This is a genomic window from Amycolatopsis sp. NPDC004378, from assembly GCF_053602455.1.
The window spans coordinates 72,938-87,617 of record NZ_JBSGDR010000013.1; the positions used below are offsets into that span (position 1 = coordinate 72,938).

Consider the following 14,680-nt stretch of genomic DNA (forward strand, 5'->3'; position numbering starts at 1 on the left):
CTATCCCTTCGTGGTGGTGAGCAGTTCGACGTTCCCGTCGAACTGCCAAAGCGGGTTCGGTTGGTCCCCTGCCGGGGTCCGCACCTGGAAGTAGCCGTTCACTTCCTTCGGTCCGTCGCCGTCGGCGACGTACCGCCCGTCCGAGGTGATGTCCAGCTGGTAGATCGCCTGGCCGGTCGCGTCCACGCCCGGCAGGTGCCAGGAGACGACACACCGCCAGTCGTTGCCGGGGCCGTCGGGCTCGACCAGGCCGTCGCCCTTGGTGCAGGCGGCCGTGGCGCCCAGCTGCGCTTCCGTGACGTCCGGCCGGTTCAGTTGCCCGGCCTGCAGCCGGTAGAGGTGGCCGAACGCGGTGGCGACCGACTGCTGCACCTTGCCGAGCTCGATGCCCGACCCGGTGGCCGGCGTGGCCACGGCGACGACCCCGGCCGTGACGGCCAGCAGCGCGACCAGCGGCAGGGCGCCGACGACGAGCGCGCGGCGGCCCGAGCCGTCGTGCGCGGAGTTGGTGAAGTCGCGGCGCACGAACAGCACGTACGCGAGCACGGTGGCGACCACCGCCCAAGCCAGGCTGACGCCGACCGCGATCAGCAGCGGCCCGAGCTGGACCGGGTCGGTGAAGAGGCCGTTCCACGCGATGAAGGCGTAGCTGGGCAGGGCGAGGCGCACGGCCACGGGCAGCGGCAGCAGCTGGGCGAGCGCCAGCACCAGCGCGACGACCGCGGGCAGCAGCAGGCCCATCGGCGAGCGGCCCCAGGCGACCGAGCCGAGCAGCCCGAGCGCGCCGAGCGCCAGCGTCGGGGCGAGCACACAGACCCACGCGAGCAGCACCTGCGTGGCGGCGTCGCCCGGGGCGAGCAGGTGGCCGTCGAGCCCGGTCAGCGGCCGGTTGCCCGCCGCGAGGACCCCGCCGACCGCGCCGGACACGGCCATCCCGGCGACCAGCACGAGGATCACGGTCAGGCTGGCCAGCGCTTTCGCGGCGAAGATCCGCCGCGTCGACCGGACCGCGACCAGCAGGTGGCGCCAGGTGCCGAGCCGGTCCTCGGCCGCGAAGACGTCCCCCGCGACCACCGACGTCAGCAGCGGAAGCGCGTAGGTGCCCGCGAAGCCGAGCATCACCAGCGGCCCGGCCCAGCCCGTGGCGTTCATCCAGCGGCCGAAGAGCGTGTCGACCGGCAGCGAGCTCTGCTCGCTGACCACGGCGACGAACAACGCGGGCGCGATCCAGCAGGCGAGCACGAGCAGGCGGATCCGCCAGGCGGCGAAGAGCTTGACGAGCTCGAAGCGGTAGCCGCGGGCCACCGGCACGGGCCGGGCGGCTTCGACGACGGCGGCGGTCATCGGCGGGCCTCCGGCTGCTCGGTGAGGGCGAGGAACGCGGCTTCGAGCGGCGATACCACCGGCGCGAGCTCGCGCACCGCGATGTCGTCCTTCGCCAGCCGCAGCACCAGCTCGTCGAGCGCGGGCACCAGCGCGCGCACCACGAGCACGTCGTCGTCGCGGTCGGCGACGCGGATCCCCGGCGCGTCACCGACCAGGCGGCGCGCGGCCGCCGGGTCGGAAGTGCGCAGCCGGTACTCGAGCTCGCCGTTCTCGGCGGACAGCTTCGCGAGCGGGCCGGTGAAGACGACGCGTCCGGTGGCGAGGATGGTGACCTCCGAGCACAGGGCCTCGAGGTCGTCCATCCGGTGGCTGGAGAGGACCACGGTGGTGCCGCCGGCCGCGAGCCGGCCGAGGACGCCGTGGACGTGCTTCTTGCCCGCCGGGTCGAGGCCGTTGGCGGGCTCGTCGAGCACCAGGAGCCGCGGTTCGGCGAGCAGGGCCGCGGCGAGGCCGAGCCGCTGGCGCATGCCGAGGGAGAAGCCGCGGACGCGGTCGTCGGCGACGTCGGTGAGCCCGACCTCGCCGAGCACGTCGTCGATCCGCTTCGCCTTCCGGTCGCGGCCCTGGAGCGCGAGCAGGGCGGCGAGGTTCTGGCGGGCGGTGAGCGCGGGGTAGAGGCCGGGGCCGTCGACGAAGCCCGCGACACCGCCGAGGGTCCGGCCGGCGGGCGTCCCGAGGACCTCGAGCCGGCCTTCGTCGGCGGCGGCCAAGCCGAGTAGCAGGCCGAGCAGGGTGGTCTTGCCGGCGCCGTTCGGGCCGACGAGGCCGTGGATCTGCCCCTGGGCCACGTCGAGGTCGATCGCGTCGAGGGCGACGACGTCGCCGAAGCACTTGGTGATCCCGCGCGCTCTGACTGCCAGGGGTGCGTCCATGGGTTCCTTGCTTTCGTTCCGCGGCTCGAGCCAGAAACTTAGGCACCACAAATGACGGCGGCGGGCGACCAGGGTGAACGACGGCCGAACGGCAACCGACCGGCGCTCACCCGCGCGGTGAAATGTCCGAGTTAAGCCCCAGTCTTACGGCGAGTTAACCTCTCGCTTGCCTTCCGTGTTCGTCCACAGTGGACGTATCTCCACCGCGATCTCCACCCCTCGGTGGTCCTCCTCCACCCGGGCGGCGCCGTAGCGTTTCCCGCGTCGAATTCCGCTTCCGGGGAGGAACCCGAAATGGGTGAAGTAGTCCAGTTCATGCTGCTCAGGTTCGCGCTGATCGGCGGCGGCATCCTGCTGCTGGTGCTGCTGGTCGGCGTCATCGCGATCGCGCTGAAGAAGGCGGGCCACTACGACCAGGCGAAGCGGGTGGTGGAACCGATGGTGCGCGAGCAGCTGGAGAAGCGCCGGAAGCGCGGGTGACTGGGGTGTCCCGGCGCCGTCGAGGGGGCGGCGCCGGGACAGCCTCGCAGCCCATGGCCCACGGCGCGGCGATCCGCGAGCCGCCCAGCGCTCAGCCTCGCAGCCCGCGCCGCACGGCGTGCCGAGCCGCGATCCACCCGCTGCTCACCCGTCCAGCCCGTGGTGCGCGGCATACCGAGCCGCCTCGACGCGGTTGCGTACGCGGATCTTGGCGAACGCGTTGTTGATGTGCGTCTTCACCGTTGCCTCGCCGATGAACAGCCGGGCCGCGATCTGGCCGTTGCTCAGCCCCGCGCCGATCAGGCCGAGCACCTCGGCCTCGCGGGCCGTCAGGCCGTCCGGGGGCTTTGGCTTGCGCGGTGCCGGTTGGGCCAGCGCGCTCGCGACGCGGCCCGAGACGTCCGCGCCGAACGTGAGCTGGCCGGTCACCACCGCGCGCAGTGCGGAGCCGATCTCGTGGCGGCCCGCGTCCTTCGTCAGGTAGCCGCGGGCGCCCGCGGCCAACGCCCCGGCGATCGACTCGTCGTCGGAGTAGGTCGTCAGCACCAGCACCGCCACGTTCGGGTGCTCCCGCGTGATGCGCCCGGTCGCCTCGGCGCCGCTCAGCACCGGCATGTTCAGGTCCATGAGCACCACGTCGGGCGGGTCGAGCCGGCCGAGCAGGTCGAGGGCCTGCGCACCGTCCGCCGCCGAGCCGACCACCTCGACGTCGTCGAGCAGGCCCAGCAGCGCCACCAGGCCCTCGCGCACCACCTGCTGGTCGTCGACCACGACCACCCTGATCGCCCTGTCCATGCCCAGAGTCTGCCGCATTGTCCGGAGCCGGTGAAGATCACCCACGGGCGGATCCGAGACGTCCACTGTGGACGCGTGCGCGACGACGCCCCGCGGGTACGGCTAGCCCGGCGCCACCGCCCGGCCGGTCTGGGGCGAGATCATCCCCGCGCACAACCCGCGGCTCGCCAGCGTCTGCGCGATCCGCGGGATCGCCGCCAGGGTGTTGGCGGGCCATTCGTGCATGAGGATGATCTGACCGTTGGTCAGCCGGGCGTTGGCCTGGACGATCGCGTCGACGCTCGCGCCGTTCCAGTCCTGCGAATCGACGTCCCAGATGATCTGCCGCAGGCCGTACTTCGCCTCGACCGCCTGCAGCGTCCCGTTCGTCTCGCCGTACGGCGGCCGGAAGAGCCGGGGCGTGCCGCCGCCCGCGGCCGCGATCGCCTGCTGGGTCCGCGAAACCTCGGACTCCATCTGGGACTGGCTCAGCTGCGTCATGTGCGGGTGGGTGTAGCTGTGGTTGCCGACCCACATGCCCGCGCTCACCTGGGCCCGCACCTGCGCCGGGTACGCGGCGGCGTACTGGCCTTCGTTGAACATGGTGGCGCGCAACCCGTTCTGCCGCAGCGCGTTGAGCAGCGCCGGGGTGTGCGCGTTCGAGGGCCCGTCGTCGAAGGTGAGCCCGACGTACCCGGTGCAGGTGGCGGCCTGCGCGGGCATCACGGAAACGGCGCCGGTCACGGCCATCGCGGCGGCGAGGATCCACGGTCGCATGGTCAGCCCACCGTCAGGTTCGAGCTGCCGCTGCTCTGGTAGCCCTCGGTCGCGAGGATCATGTAGTAGCTGAAATTGCCGAGCCGCATGCCGTAGCGGGCCCACGCGTCGAAGTGGTTGCCGGTGGTGATGGTGCCGCCGGTCCGCTTCTGCTGCCGCACGCTCCAGTACTGGTTGAAGGTCTTGGTCCCTTCGACGGACGGCGCGTTGTACCGCGTGGTCTGGTAGATGTCGTAGGTGCCGCCGTCGCTGGTGACGGTGCCCTTGTAGGTCCCGGTCGGCCGGTAGGTGCCCCAGTTGTCGACGATGTAGTACTCGACGAGCGGGTTGGACGTCCAGCCGTAGAGCGAGAGGTAGCCGTTGCCGGACGGGCTGAAGCTGCCGGAGTAGTTCACGGTCCGCCGGCTGCCGTTGCTCCACCCCTTGCCGCCGACGAAGTTCCCGACGTTCCGCCAGTTCACCCGGTAGTTGCCCCCGGACCCGAGCGTCATGGAGACCGACCCGCCGCCATCGGTCCAGAAGGAGTAGTAGTAGCCCCCGTTGTTCCCGGTCTGGCTGGTGGTGATGACGGTGTCGGCCCGCGCAACCCCGGGCACGAGCGCGGCGATCAGCGCGAGCGCGATACCACCGGCGAACAGCCTGAAGCGGTTCCTGAGCATGCTTCCTCCTCGTCGAGGCTGAGATGGCGAAAGCATGCGATCGACGTCGCGGGCCGGGCAATCAGTTTCGGGAAGTTTCGGGAGTACGGCGGACTTTCCCGCATTCAGCCGGGTCTCTGACCTCGCGGTTCATCGAAATTTCAGCACGCCCGCCCACCATCGGGGCCATGAACCCCGACGAGTCCTAGGCGGCGGGGTCGGTGGATGCCATGGCGCGGCTCGAGCTGGTCGTCGAAGGCGAGATGCGGGCCACCACGGACGCGAGCGGGCCCGGCAGGGGTGTCGGGAACCTCGCCGAACACGGCCTGAGGTGGTCCGGGCGCCGGCCGAGGGGGACGGCGCCCGGGCCGCTCACTCCCGCAGGCCGATCGCGTCGATCGGGCGGGCGCGCAACGCCGCCCACGTCGACAGGCCCATGGCCGCCACGCCCAGCAGGGCCGCGCCGCCGATGATTCCGAAGTAGACGGACAGCGGGCCCGACGGCAGCGGGGTGCCCCGCAGGCCGGCGCTCAGCAACCCCAGCGGGATCACGGCGACCAGCGTGCCGACGACCACCGCGATCCCGACCGTGGCCAGTGCTTCCAGGCGCATCATGCGGGTCACCTGGCGGCGGGTCGTGCCGACCAGCCGCAGCAGGGCGAACTCGCGGGAGCGCTGGGCCGTCGTCAGGACCAGCGTGTTGGCCACCGAAATCGCCAGGTACCCGACGATGACACCGACCGCGACCAGGTTCAGGTAGAACTGCGCCTGCCGCTCGCCGCCCTCGGGAGCCGGTGCCGGAGAGGCCACCGTCACGCCCGGGTAGGGCAACGCGCGCAACGCCGAAGCCACGGCGGACGCGTCCGCGGCCGGGGCACGCCGGACCAGCACCGAGTCGTCCAGGCGGCCGCCCGCGTGTTCGCGTGCCAGCGCGACCGGCAGCACGAAGTCGCCGAACGCCAGGTCGTGCGTGTACGTCGCCACCAGCCGGAGCTTCGCCGGGACGCCGTCGCCGAAGTAGAACCAGACCTCGTCGCCGATCTTCTTGTCCAGCCAGTCCGCTTCCGAGCGGCTCAAGGCCACGGTCGAGCCCGTGAGGTCGGCCAGCCGGCCCGCGTCGACGCCCAGGTCCAGCACGCCCTGGACGTGGTCGCCCAGGCCCTGCGCGGGCTTGCGCTGGACGTCCACGCTGTCGCCGACCGTGGACACCGTGAGCACCGAGGTCCGCACCACCGGCGTCACCGCTGCCACGCCCGGCACGCGGGCCGCGGCCTCGGCGGCTTCCGGCGAGACCGGGCCAGTAAGGACGTAGTCGGCCGTCGTCGAGCGGGCCGTCTCCTCCGCCGCGGCGGCCGTGCTCGACGTCTGGCTGTAGAACGTCGCCAGCGCGAACGCGACCGACAGCATCAGCGGGGTGACCGCCGCCGCCAGGCGACGCGTGTTGGCCTGCGCGTTCGCGCCCGCCAGGTAGCCGCTGATCCGCCAGACCCGCCCGAGCACCGGCGCCAGCACGCGCACCACCAGGCCGGTCACCTGCGGGCCGACCACGGCCAGCCCGATGACGACCACCAGCGTCGCCATGGTCGAGATCGCGGTCGCGACGTCGCCGCGCAGGAACAGCGGGACCAGCGCGCCGCCGAGGCCGGTCAGCACCAGGCCCCAGCCCGTGGCCAGGCGGACCCGGCCGAGTTCACGGCGTTCGACCGCGGCCTCGCCGAGCGCTTCGACCGGCCGGATCGACGACGGCCGCCGCGACGCCGCCCACGCCGCCAGCCGGGCCGCGCCGAGGCCGAGCAGCAGCGCGGCCAGCGACGGCAGCGGGCTGAACGCCAGCCGGAAGTCCTCCGGGATGACGCCGATCGCGGCGAACGCGTCCCGCAGCCCGGCCGCCACCGCGAGGCCCGCGGCGCCGCCGAGGATCCCGGCGACGAGCGCGACCAACGTCGTTTCGGTGCCGATGAGCTTGCGGATCTGCCGGGGTGTCGCGGCGACCGCGCGCAGCAGCGCGAACTCGCGGCGGCGCTGGTTGATCGTCAGCGCGAGCGTGCTCGCCACCACGAACACGGCCACGAGCAGGGCGAACCCGCCGAACGAGCCGGCCACCGCGAGCAGGAGCGTCCGCGTCTGGCTGACGTCGAGGAACTCGATCGTGCTGCGCTCGACGCCGGTGGTCACCTCGGTGCCGGCCGCGACCGCGCCGATCCGCTCGGCGAGCGTCTCCGGCGCCACTCCCGGGTCGGCGAGGACGCCGATCGCGTGGGCCTGGCCGGGCCGGCCGGCCAGCTCCATGGCCCGCTCCGGGGTGAAGAACAGCGCCGACTGCCGCGAGAGGGCGTCGACGACCCCGCTCACCTTGAACGTCACCGGCACCGAGCGGGTCGCGACCCGCACCTGCCCGCCGACCCCGAGTCCGGCCTGTTTCGCCAGATCGGCGTCGAGGACGACCTCGTCGGCGGCTTCGGGCGCCCGGCCCGCGCGCAGGGTGAACGGCGCCAGCACGGCGGCGTCCCAGTTGTGGCCCAGCGACTGCGCGCCGCCGAGCACCTGCCCGTCCCCGGTGACCACGCGCGCCGGGAAGCTCTGCTCGGCCACGGCCGTGCGGACGCCGGGCACCGAAGCGATCTTCGCGGCCAGGCCGGCCGGGACCGGCGGCTGCTCGCCGACCTGCTCGAACGTCAGGGCGTCGGCCCCCGGCGGGTGCACGCTCTGGGCGCCGCCGACGACGACGGCCGCGGCGGCGTACCGCTCGGTGGGGACGCCGGCCCGCAGGCCGGACTCCATGAGGACACCGCAGCCCGCCACCAGGGCGGTGCCGCACAGGATCGCGACGAACGCGCCGGCGAAGCCGCCGAGCCGGCTGCGGATCGTCTGCCAGGCGAGGGTCAGCACGCTCACCACTCCCCGAGGTGCGTCATCCGCTCCGCCACCCGCTCGGGCGTCGGGTGCGGCAGGTGGCCGGCCAGCTTGCCGTCGGCCAGGAAGAGGACGCCGTGCGCGGCCGAGGCCGCGACCGGGTCGTGGGTCACCATCAGGACCGTCTGGCCCATCCCGTCGACGACCGCGCGGAGCAGGTCCAGCACCTGCCGCGCGGTGCGGGTGTCGAGCGCGCCGGTCGGCTCGTCGGCCAGCACGACGTCGGGCCGCGTGACGAGCGCCCGCGCGATCGCGACGCGCTGCTGCTGGCCGCCGGACAGCTCCGCCGGGCGGTGCTCCAGCCGCTTCGCCATCCCGACGCCTTCGACGATCTCCCGCAGCCACCGCGGGTCCGGCTTGGTGCCGGCCAGCCGCAGCGGCAGCGTGATGTTCTGGAGCACGTTCAGCGCCGGCAGCAGGTTGTAGGCCTGGAAGACGAACCCGACGCGGGTGCGCCGCAGTCGCGTCAGCTCGCCTTCCTTCAGCCGCCCGATCTCGGTGCCGCCGAGCAGCACCCGCCCCGACGTCGGCCGGTCCAGGCCGGCCGCGCAGTGCAGGAAGGTGCTCTTGCCCGAGCCCGACGGGCCCATCACGGCGGTGAACGTCCCCCGCGGCACGCCGGCCGTCACGCCGTCCAGCGCGGTGACGGCGCCGTCGCCGGAGCCGTACACCTTCCGCACGCCGGCCAGCTCCAGCGCATTCGGTGTCGTCATTTCGATCCCCTTACGTTCTGTCGTAAGGAAAACTAGGTCGACGGCGGCCGCCGATCGATCCCGTGGGGAGGTGGATCCGGGGTAGCGCCAGCACCACCACGGGGGTGGGGTGGGACACTGGCGGCGTGACGACCCGCCTGCGGAAGGTCTGGTCGGCGGTTCGTTACCTCGTGGTCGGCGCCGGCACTTCGATGCTGTCGCTCTTCGCTCTCGTCGGGCTCTTCGCCGTGCTCCTGCTGTGCCCGTTCGGCGTCGGGATCCCGTCCTTGGCCCCGGCGACCAGGCTGGCGCGGTGGCCGGTCGGGATCGACCGGCGGCGGGCCGCGCGCCGGCTCGGCGAAGCGATCCCCGAGCCCTACCGCGACGGTTCCCCGCTGAAGGACCCGGCCACCCGCCGCGACCTCGCGTGGCTCGCGATCCACGCGGTCACCGGGCTGGTCGTCGGCGCACTCGCGATCGGCCTGCCGCTGGGCGCCGTGCAGCAGGTCGTCACGGCCGTCGTCTGGCCCGCGGTGCCCGGCGGGATCCAGGGGTCGCTCGGGATCGTCGTGAACTCGTGGCCGACGGCCGCGTTGGGCGTCCTCTCCGGCGTCGCGATGGCCGCGGTGACGCTGGTCGCGCCGCGGGTGGCGCGGTGGCAGGCCCGCACCGCGCGGCGGCTGCTCGCCCCCGGCCCCGGCACCGTCCTGGCCGACCGCGTCGCCGAACTGACCGCGACCCGGGCCGCCGCGCTGGAGGCGCACGGCGCGGAGCTGCGCCGCATCGAGCGTGACCTGCACGACGGCACCCAGGCGCGGATCGCGGCGGTCGTCCTGCAGCTGGGCATCGCCGGGCAGCTGTACGAGCGCGACCCGGAAACGGTGCGCGACCTGCTGGTCAAGGCCCAGGACACGGCGACCGACGCGCTGGCCGAGCTGCGCACCGTCGTCCGCAGCATCTACCCGCCGCTGCTGAGCGAGCGCGGCCTGACCGGGGCGGCGCGCGCGCTCGCCGAGCACTGCCCGGTGCCGGCGACGGTCACCGTCGAGTACGAGACCGGCCGCCCGGCCGCGGTGGAGGCGGCCGCCTACTTCGTCGTCGCGGAGGTGCTGGCGAACGTCACCAAGCACGCCGGAGCGTCCGAAGTGGACATCACCATCGGCGGCACGGCTTCCGTGCTCTGCCTGCAGATCCGCGACGACGGCCACGGCGGCGCCGACGAGTCCCGCGGCAGCGGCCTGGCCGGGATCCGGCGCCGCGCCGAAGCCTTCGACGGAACCCTCACCCTGACCAGCCCACCCGGTGGGCCGACCGTGCTGCGAGTGGAGCTGCCATGCGGGTCGTGATCGCCGAAGACGACGCCTTGTTGCGCGAAGGCCTCGCGCTGCTGCTGAAGACGTCGGGCATCGAGGTGGCCGCCGCGGTCGACAACGCCGAGGACTTCCTGGCGGTCATCACCGCCGACCGGCCCGACGCCGTCGTGATGGACGTCCGGATGCCGCCGACCCACACCGACGAGGGCCTGCGCGCGGCCGTGCGGGCCCGCGAGATCCACCCGGCGCTGCCGGTGCTGGTGCTGTCCGCCCACGTCGAGACCAGTTACGCGGTCGAACTGCTCGCCGACGGCGTCGGCGGGGTCGGCTACCTGCTCAAGGAGCGGGTCGGCAAGGTCGAGCGGTTCCTCGACGCGCTGCAGCGGGTCGCCAAGGGCGGCACGGCGATGGACCCCGAGGTGATCGGCCACCTGATGTCCCGCCGCCGCGCGAAGGACCCGCTGGAGGCGTTGACCGCGCGCGAGCGCGAAGTACTGGGCCTGATGGCCGAGGGCTACAACAACGGCACGATCGCCGAGCTGCTGGTGGTCAGCGACGGCGCGGTGCTCAAGCACATCCGCAACATCTTCGCGAAGCTCGGCCTCCCGTCGGACGAGGGCGGCGGCCACCGCCGGGTGCTGGCGGTCCTCGCCTACCTCGGCCGCGACGCGGGGTAGCGCAGGCACCACCCCGGTTCCGGGTGCCGACGGGATCGTCCGGGCGGCGGCCGGTTCGTAGTGTTTCCGGCATGGACAACACCACCGCCCCCACCCGCACCGCAGTCCCCGTCGTCCTCTGGCCGCTCCTGGCGGTCGGCGCCGCGGTCAACGCGACCGGCTCCTTCACCGGCCTGCCCGAGCCGATCCGCCTCACGGCGGGCGGGATCGCGACCGTCGCCCTGGTCCTGCTGGTCGTCCACTACGTCCGCCGCCGGCGGTGACCCGGTCCCTCCCGGTGCGCGCCGCCGGTGTCCACTAAGGACGGAGGCTGCGCAGCATCAGGTTCGCGAAGTGCGCCCCCACCTGCTCTCCCGACAGCTCTCCGTCCGCGTGGTACCACATGCCGAGCCGGTGGATGGCGCCGAAGTGGTAGTTGATCACCAGGTCCGCCGGGACGTCGGCGCGGAACACCCCCGACCGCTGACCTTCCGCCACCAGGTCCCGGACCCGCTCGTGGTACGTGCGGCGCTCGGCGCGGACCTGGACCTGCTTGGACTTCTCCAACAACGGGAACGACTGGAAGAACACCGTCGCCGCGTCGAGGTCGGCGATGCTCGTCACCACCACGTCGACGATGATCGCGTGCAGCCGCTCCGGCAGCGGCAGGTCCGACTCGGCGATCGTCACCATGCGGCGGGTCTGCATCCGCAGCATCGCCGTGTAGATCTCGAAGAGCAGGTCGTCCTTGGACTCGAAGTAGTGGTAGAGCCCGCCCTTCGTCACGCCGGCCTCTTCGACGATCTCCCGGACCGTCGTCGCCTCGAACCCCTTCTCGGCGAACAGGCGCACGGCCGCTCGCACGACCCTCTCCTTGACCGTCATGTCGTCACCCTAAGAAGGGGCCGGACCGCGGCGCGGCCCGGCCCCCGCCTCACTTGCCGAGCAGGTTGACCTGGTCGGGGGTGGCCCGCTCACCGGTGTACGGCGTGATGGCCCCGGTGCCCCGGTCGGTGACGGCCGGCGGCTGGATCATCGTGGTCGTCGTGTCCGGGTTGATCTTGAACACGTACGCGCCGGTGTAGCCCGAATGCGACTCCTTGGAGAACCCGAACGGCGTCAGGCCCGGGCCCTTCAACGCGCCGGAGCTCATCGCGTCGACGATCTTCTGCCGCGTCGGGTCCGGCCCGGCGGCCTTCAGCGCCTGCGCGAACGTGTAGGCCTGCACCATCCCGTAGAACAGCGTGTTGGTCAGCGGCTCCTTCGGGATGTACTTGTCGTGGATGCCCTTGAAGTACGCGACCCACGGGTCGGACGTCTGCGCGACGTCGGGCAGGTAGCCGGTGCCGATCAGGCCGGCCAGCAGCTGCGCGCTCGACACGCTCGCGCCGCCGCGCTTGGCGAAGTCCTGCAGCAGCCCGGAAAGCGTCGCCGGGTCGGCGCCGATGCTGCTGACCACGAACTGCGGGTGGTAGCCGATCTTCGCCGCGGCCAGGATGGCGAGCGCGGTGAACGCCGGGATGCACTCGCACACGACGACCTCGGCACCCGCCGTCTTGAGCGCCGACAGCTGCGGCGTGACGTCGGTGTTGGCGCTGTCGTAGCCCTGCCGGACCACGGTCTGGTCCTTGACGAACTGGTCCAGCCCGGCCTGCGTGTCGCGGCCGACGTCGTCGTTCTGCGTGAAGTAGCCGACCTTCTTGCCGGCGAAGGTGTCCTTGACGTACTTGCCCTGGATCTTGCCTTCGCGCGTGTAGTCCACTTGGTACCCGAAGGTCATCGGGTCCTTCTGCGGGTTGTCCCAGGCGAGCGCGCCCGAAGACACCAGCAGGTCCGGCACGCCTTCGGAGTTGAGGTAGTCGACGACCTTCGAGTGCGTCGGCGTTCCCAGGCCGCCGACGATCGCGAAGACCTTGTCCTGCAACACGAGCTTCTTGACGACCTCGACGGTCTTGGTCGGGTTGTAGCCGTCGTCCTCCACCTTGTAGTCGATCTTGCGGCCGTTGATCCCGCCGCCGTCGTTGATCGCCTGGTACACCGCGCGGGCGCCGACGGAGATCTTGGAGTAGCCGGGTGCGGCGGGCCCGGTGAGCGGCTGGTGGGTCCCGATGGTGACGGTGTCCTTGGTGACGCCGACGGCCGAGTCGGCGGCCTGCTGCCCGCCGCCGTCGCTCTCCCCCGCGCCGCCGCACGCGGTCAGCGCCAGGGCGAGGGCGAGGAACCCCGCGCCGTACCTAGTGGTCTTCATGGTTCTCCTTCTGTTCGGCGGGTCGGCGGAGAAGTGCGCGCAGCTTGTGCAAACCGCCCTGGATGCCGCGCGGGAAGGCGAGCACGACGACGATGAGGATCACGCCGTACACCGCCAGCGGGAGGTTGTTGGCCACGTCGGTGTTCAGGTGCAGCGCGTCGGCGAGGTCTTCGGACCACGCCTGGAAGTAGACGAGCGCGACCGCGCCCCACAGCGCGCCCCACAGGGAGCCGAGCCCGCCCAGCACGACGGCGGCCAGCAGGCTCAGCGACAGCGCGGGCGTGAACGAGCCGGGTGCGGCGGTACCGAGCAGGAAGGCCTGCAGGCCCCCGGCGAGCCCGCCGCACACGGCGCTGACCAGGAACGCGAGGATCTTCGTGCGGCCGACGGCGATCCCGCTCAGCGACGCCGCGACCTCGTCGTCGCGCACGGCCCGGAAGTCGCGCCCGAGCCGGCCGCGCACGATGTTCACCACGAACACCAGCGCGATGAGCACGCTGAGCCAGACGATCCAGGTCTGCCAGCGCAGCTCGGGAACGGCCACCCCGGCCGGTCTGCTGTGGACGGTGAAGCTCAGCCCGTTGCTGCCACCCAGGAAGTCCTGGAACCGGCGGGTGAGCGCGGGCAGGCCGACGGCCAGCGCCAGCGTCGCCCCGGCGAGGTACGGGCCGCGCAGCCGGGCCGCGGCGGCCCCGGCCACCAGCCCGGCGAGCCCGCCCGCGGCCGAGGCGAGCAGCAGGTCGGCCCACAGCGGGAACGACGGCACGTGCTTCACCAGCAACGCCACCGTGTACGCGCCGATGAACATGAACGCGCCGTGGCCCAGCGAAACCTGCCCGGTGAGGCCGGTCAGCAGGGTCAGCCCGGCCACCGCGACCAGGTAGTAGCCGATGGTCGCGATCCGGAGGTTGGTGAACTCGTCGGTGACCAGCGTTGCCACCACGACCACGGCGAACGCGGCCAGCGCGAACAGGACGTGGCGCAGCAGCGGCGGCAGCACCCGCTTCTTCGCCGCGGTTTCCACGCGGGTCTCCGGAAGGCTCGTGCGCACCGTCATACCCGCCTCACCTTCGCGCGGCCGAACAGCCCGCTGGGCCGCACGATCAGGACGACGACGAGGATCGCGAGCGCGGCGATCGTCACCATCTCCGGTCCGAAGTAGCCGGACACATAGGACAGTCCGACGCCGAGGACGAACCCGCCAGCAATGGTGCCCAAGGGGTTGTCGAGACCGCCGAGCACCGCGGCGGTGAGCGCGTAGACGAAGACGCCGTCCAGCACGTTGGGGAAGAGGAACGGCGGGGTGGCCAGCAGCCCGGCGAGCGAGCCGACGGCCGCGGCGAGCCCCCAGCCGACGGTGAGCATGAGCCCGACCCGGACGCCGAGCGTGCGCGCGACGTCCGGCGCGAACGCGGCCGCGCGCATCCGCAGGCCGAGCGGCGTGTACTTGAACACGACCAGCACGAGCGTGGCGATCACCAGCACGACCAGCACCACGAACAGGTCGTTGGCGGAGAACCGGCCGACGAAGTCGAAGGCGTACGGGAAAGCGAGCGGCTCGTTCGACCAGATCATGCCCGCGATCGCCTGCAGCACCAGCAAAAGCCCCAGGGTGACGATGATCGAGCTCAGCTCGGAGCGGTGCCGCAGCGGCCGGATCAGCAGCCGTTCGGTCGCGACGCCCAGCACGGTCCCGGCCACGATCGCGACGGCGAAGCCGAGCCAGTAGCTGCCCGTCGCCTTCGTCACCGAGTACGCGAGGTACGTCGAGATCAGGGCGAGGGCGGGCTGGGCGAAGTTCACCACCCGGGTGGCCCGGTAGATGATGACCAGCGCGAGCCCGAGCGCCGCGTAGACCGCGCCGGCGGAGATCCCGCCGAGGGTCAGGTCGAGGAATTCCTGCATACCGGACCGGTCTCCTCCAGGTTGAC

At 72.5% G+C, this 14,680-nt stretch carries 15 protein-coding genes; 4 read left to right on the forward strand and 11 right to left on the reverse strand.

The window, feature by feature from the left end; translation table 11 throughout:
• Both ACWEN0_RS31560 and ACWEN0_RS31565 read right to left on the reverse strand, forming a co-directional pair.
• Positions 1-1,344 (reverse strand): ABC transporter permease, encoded by a 1,344-nt coding sequence (locus ACWEN0_RS31560; protein ID WP_451981736.1) that lies wholly within the window; start codon positions 1,342-1,344, stop codon positions 1-3.
• The gene (locus tag ACWEN0_RS31565; RefSeq protein ID WP_451981739.1) at positions 1,341-2,258 is read right to left on the reverse strand and encodes an ABC transporter ATP-binding protein; all 918 of its coding nucleotides are present in this window, start codon (positions 2,256-2,258) and stop codon (positions 1,341-1,343) included. Before ACWEN0_RS31565 ends, ACWEN0_RS31560 begins: the two co-directional genes overlap by 4 nt.
• Before the next feature lie 294 nt (positions 2,259-2,552).
• Between ACWEN0_RS31565 and ACWEN0_RS31570 the strand changes: the two genes are divergently transcribed.
• Positions 2,553-2,738, forward strand: a complete 186-nt coding sequence (locus ACWEN0_RS31570; protein WP_451981742.1) for a hypothetical protein — start codon at positions 2,553-2,555, stop codon at positions 2,736-2,738.
• A gap of 144 nt (positions 2,739-2,882) precedes the next feature.
• On the opposite strand, the gene ACWEN0_RS31575 is transcribed toward ACWEN0_RS31570, so the two are convergent.
• From ACWEN0_RS31575 to ACWEN0_RS31595, 5 genes are all read right to left on the reverse strand, one after another.
• Positions 2,883-3,533 carry a response regulator gene (locus tag ACWEN0_RS31575; protein WP_451981745.1) on the reverse strand — a complete coding sequence of 217 codons (651 nt, stop codon included), beginning with the start codon at positions 3,531-3,533 and terminating at the stop codon, positions 2,883-2,885.
• A 102-nt stretch (positions 3,534-3,635) separates the two neighbouring features.
• Positions 3,636-4,289 (reverse strand): polysaccharide deacetylase family protein, encoded by a 654-nt coding sequence (locus tag ACWEN0_RS31580; RefSeq protein ID WP_451981748.1) that lies wholly within the window; start codon positions 4,287-4,289, stop codon positions 3,636-3,638.
• 2 nt (positions 4,290-4,291) lie between these two features.
• Positions 4,292-4,948 (reverse strand): glycoside hydrolase family 11 protein, encoded by a 657-nt coding sequence (locus ACWEN0_RS31585; RefSeq protein WP_451981751.1) that lies wholly within the window; start codon positions 4,946-4,948, stop codon positions 4,292-4,294.
• Between the two features lie 351 nt (positions 4,949-5,299).
• Complete coding sequence (locus ACWEN0_RS31590) at positions 5,300-7,825, reverse strand: FtsX-like permease family protein (RefSeq protein ID WP_451981754.1); 2,526 nt, start codon at positions 7,823-7,825, stop codon at positions 5,300-5,302.
• Entirely contained in the window at positions 7,819-8,553 is a 735-nt protein-coding gene (locus ACWEN0_RS31595) for an ABC transporter ATP-binding protein (protein WP_451981757.1), read from the reverse strand. The genes ACWEN0_RS31590 and ACWEN0_RS31595 overlap by 7 nt, the downstream gene beginning before the upstream one ends.
• A gap of 125 nt (positions 8,554-8,678) precedes the next feature.
• On the opposite strand from ACWEN0_RS31595, the gene ACWEN0_RS31600 reads away from it, so the two are divergent.
• The 3 genes from ACWEN0_RS31600 (at position 8,679) to ACWEN0_RS31610 (ending at position 10,785) form a co-directional block, all read left to right on the forward strand.
• A complete protein-coding gene (locus tag ACWEN0_RS31600) occupies positions 8,679-9,878 on the forward strand; it encodes a sensor histidine kinase (protein WP_451981760.1) in 1,200 nt (399 codons plus the stop codon).
• Positions 9,866-10,522, forward strand: a complete 657-nt coding sequence (locus ACWEN0_RS31605; protein WP_451981763.1) for a response regulator — start codon at positions 9,866-9,868, stop codon at positions 10,520-10,522. Before ACWEN0_RS31600 ends, ACWEN0_RS31605 begins: the two co-directional genes overlap by 13 nt.
• Positions 10,523-10,593: 71 nt before the next feature.
• Positions 10,594-10,785, forward strand: a complete 192-nt coding sequence (locus tag ACWEN0_RS31610; protein ID WP_451981766.1) for a hypothetical protein — start codon at positions 10,594-10,596, stop codon at positions 10,783-10,785.
• A gap of 34 nt (positions 10,786-10,819) precedes the next feature.
• On the opposite strand, the gene ACWEN0_RS31615 is transcribed toward ACWEN0_RS31610, so the two are convergent.
• The 4 genes from ACWEN0_RS31615 to ACWEN0_RS31630 are packed head-to-tail and all read right to left on the reverse strand — an operon-like array spanning position 10,820 to position 14,654.
• On the reverse strand, positions 10,820-11,386 hold the full coding sequence (locus ACWEN0_RS31615) for a TetR/AcrR family transcriptional regulator (RefSeq protein ID WP_451981769.1): 567 nt from the start codon (positions 11,384-11,386) through the stop codon (positions 10,820-10,822).
• Positions 11,387-11,435: 49 nt separating this feature from the next.
• The gene (locus ACWEN0_RS31620) at positions 11,436-12,749 is read right to left on the reverse strand and encodes an ABC transporter substrate-binding protein (protein WP_451981772.1); all 1,314 of its coding nucleotides are present in this window, start codon (positions 12,747-12,749) and stop codon (positions 11,436-11,438) included.
• A complete protein-coding gene (locus ACWEN0_RS31625; protein ID WP_451981775.1) occupies positions 12,736-13,806 on the reverse strand; it encodes a branched-chain amino acid ABC transporter permease in 1,071 nt (356 codons plus the stop codon). Before ACWEN0_RS31625 ends, ACWEN0_RS31620 begins: the two co-directional genes overlap by 14 nt.
• Complete coding sequence (locus tag ACWEN0_RS31630) at positions 13,803-14,654, reverse strand: branched-chain amino acid ABC transporter permease (RefSeq protein WP_451981778.1); 852 nt, start codon at positions 14,652-14,654, stop codon at positions 13,803-13,805. Before ACWEN0_RS31630 ends, ACWEN0_RS31625 begins: the two co-directional genes overlap by 4 nt.
• Positions 14,655-14,680: the final 26 nt, after the last annotated feature.

Excerpts from the sequence above, each read along its gene's own strand:
- ACWEN0_RS31565 (WP_451981739.1), bottom strand. The coding sequence starts at position 2,258 with ATGGACGCACCCCTGGCAGTCAGAGCGCGCGGGATCACCAAGTGCTTC.
- ACWEN0_RS31585 (WP_451981751.1), bottom strand. The coding sequence starts at position 4,948 with ATGCTCAGGAACCGCTTCAGGCTGTTCGCCGGTGGTATCGCGCTCGCG.
- ACWEN0_RS31605 (WP_451981763.1), top strand. The coding sequence starts at position 9,866 with ATGCGGGTCGTGATCGCCGAAGACGACGCCTTGTTGCGCGAAGGCCTC.
- ACWEN0_RS31615 (WP_451981769.1), bottom strand. The coding sequence starts at position 11,386 with ATGACGGTCAAGGAGAGGGTCGTGCGAGCGGCCGTGCGCCTGTTCGCC.
- ACWEN0_RS31570 (WP_451981742.1), top strand. The coding sequence starts at position 2,553 with ATGGGTGAAGTAGTCCAGTTCATGCTGCTCAGGTTCGCGCTGATCGGC.
- ACWEN0_RS31575 (WP_451981745.1), bottom strand. The coding sequence starts at position 3,533 with ATGGACAGGGCGATCAGGGTGGTCGTGGTCGACGACCAGCAGGTGGTG.
- ACWEN0_RS31625 (WP_451981775.1), bottom strand. The coding sequence starts at position 13,806 with ATGACGGTGCGCACGAGCCTTCCGGAGACCCGCGTGGAAACCGCGGCG.
- ACWEN0_RS31595 (WP_451981757.1), bottom strand. The coding sequence starts at position 8,553 with ATGACGACACCGAATGCGCTGGAGCTGGCCGGCGTGCGGAAGGTGTAC.
- ACWEN0_RS31580 (WP_451981748.1), bottom strand. The coding sequence starts at position 4,289 with ATGCGACCGTGGATCCTCGCCGCCGCGATGGCCGTGACCGGCGCCGTT.
- ACWEN0_RS31560 (WP_451981736.1), bottom strand. The coding sequence starts at position 1,344 with ATGACCGCCGCCGTCGTCGAAGCCGCCCGGCCCGTGCCGGTGGCCCGC.
- ACWEN0_RS31610 (WP_451981766.1), top strand. The coding sequence starts at position 10,594 with ATGGACAACACCACCGCCCCCACCCGCACCGCAGTCCCCGTCGTCCTC.
- ACWEN0_RS31620 (WP_451981772.1), bottom strand. The coding sequence starts at position 12,749 with ATGAAGACCACTAGGTACGGCGCGGGGTTCCTCGCCCTCGCCCTGGCG.
- ACWEN0_RS31630 (WP_451981778.1), bottom strand. The coding sequence starts at position 14,654 with ATGCAGGAATTCCTCGACCTGACCCTCGGCGGGATCTCCGCCGGCGCG.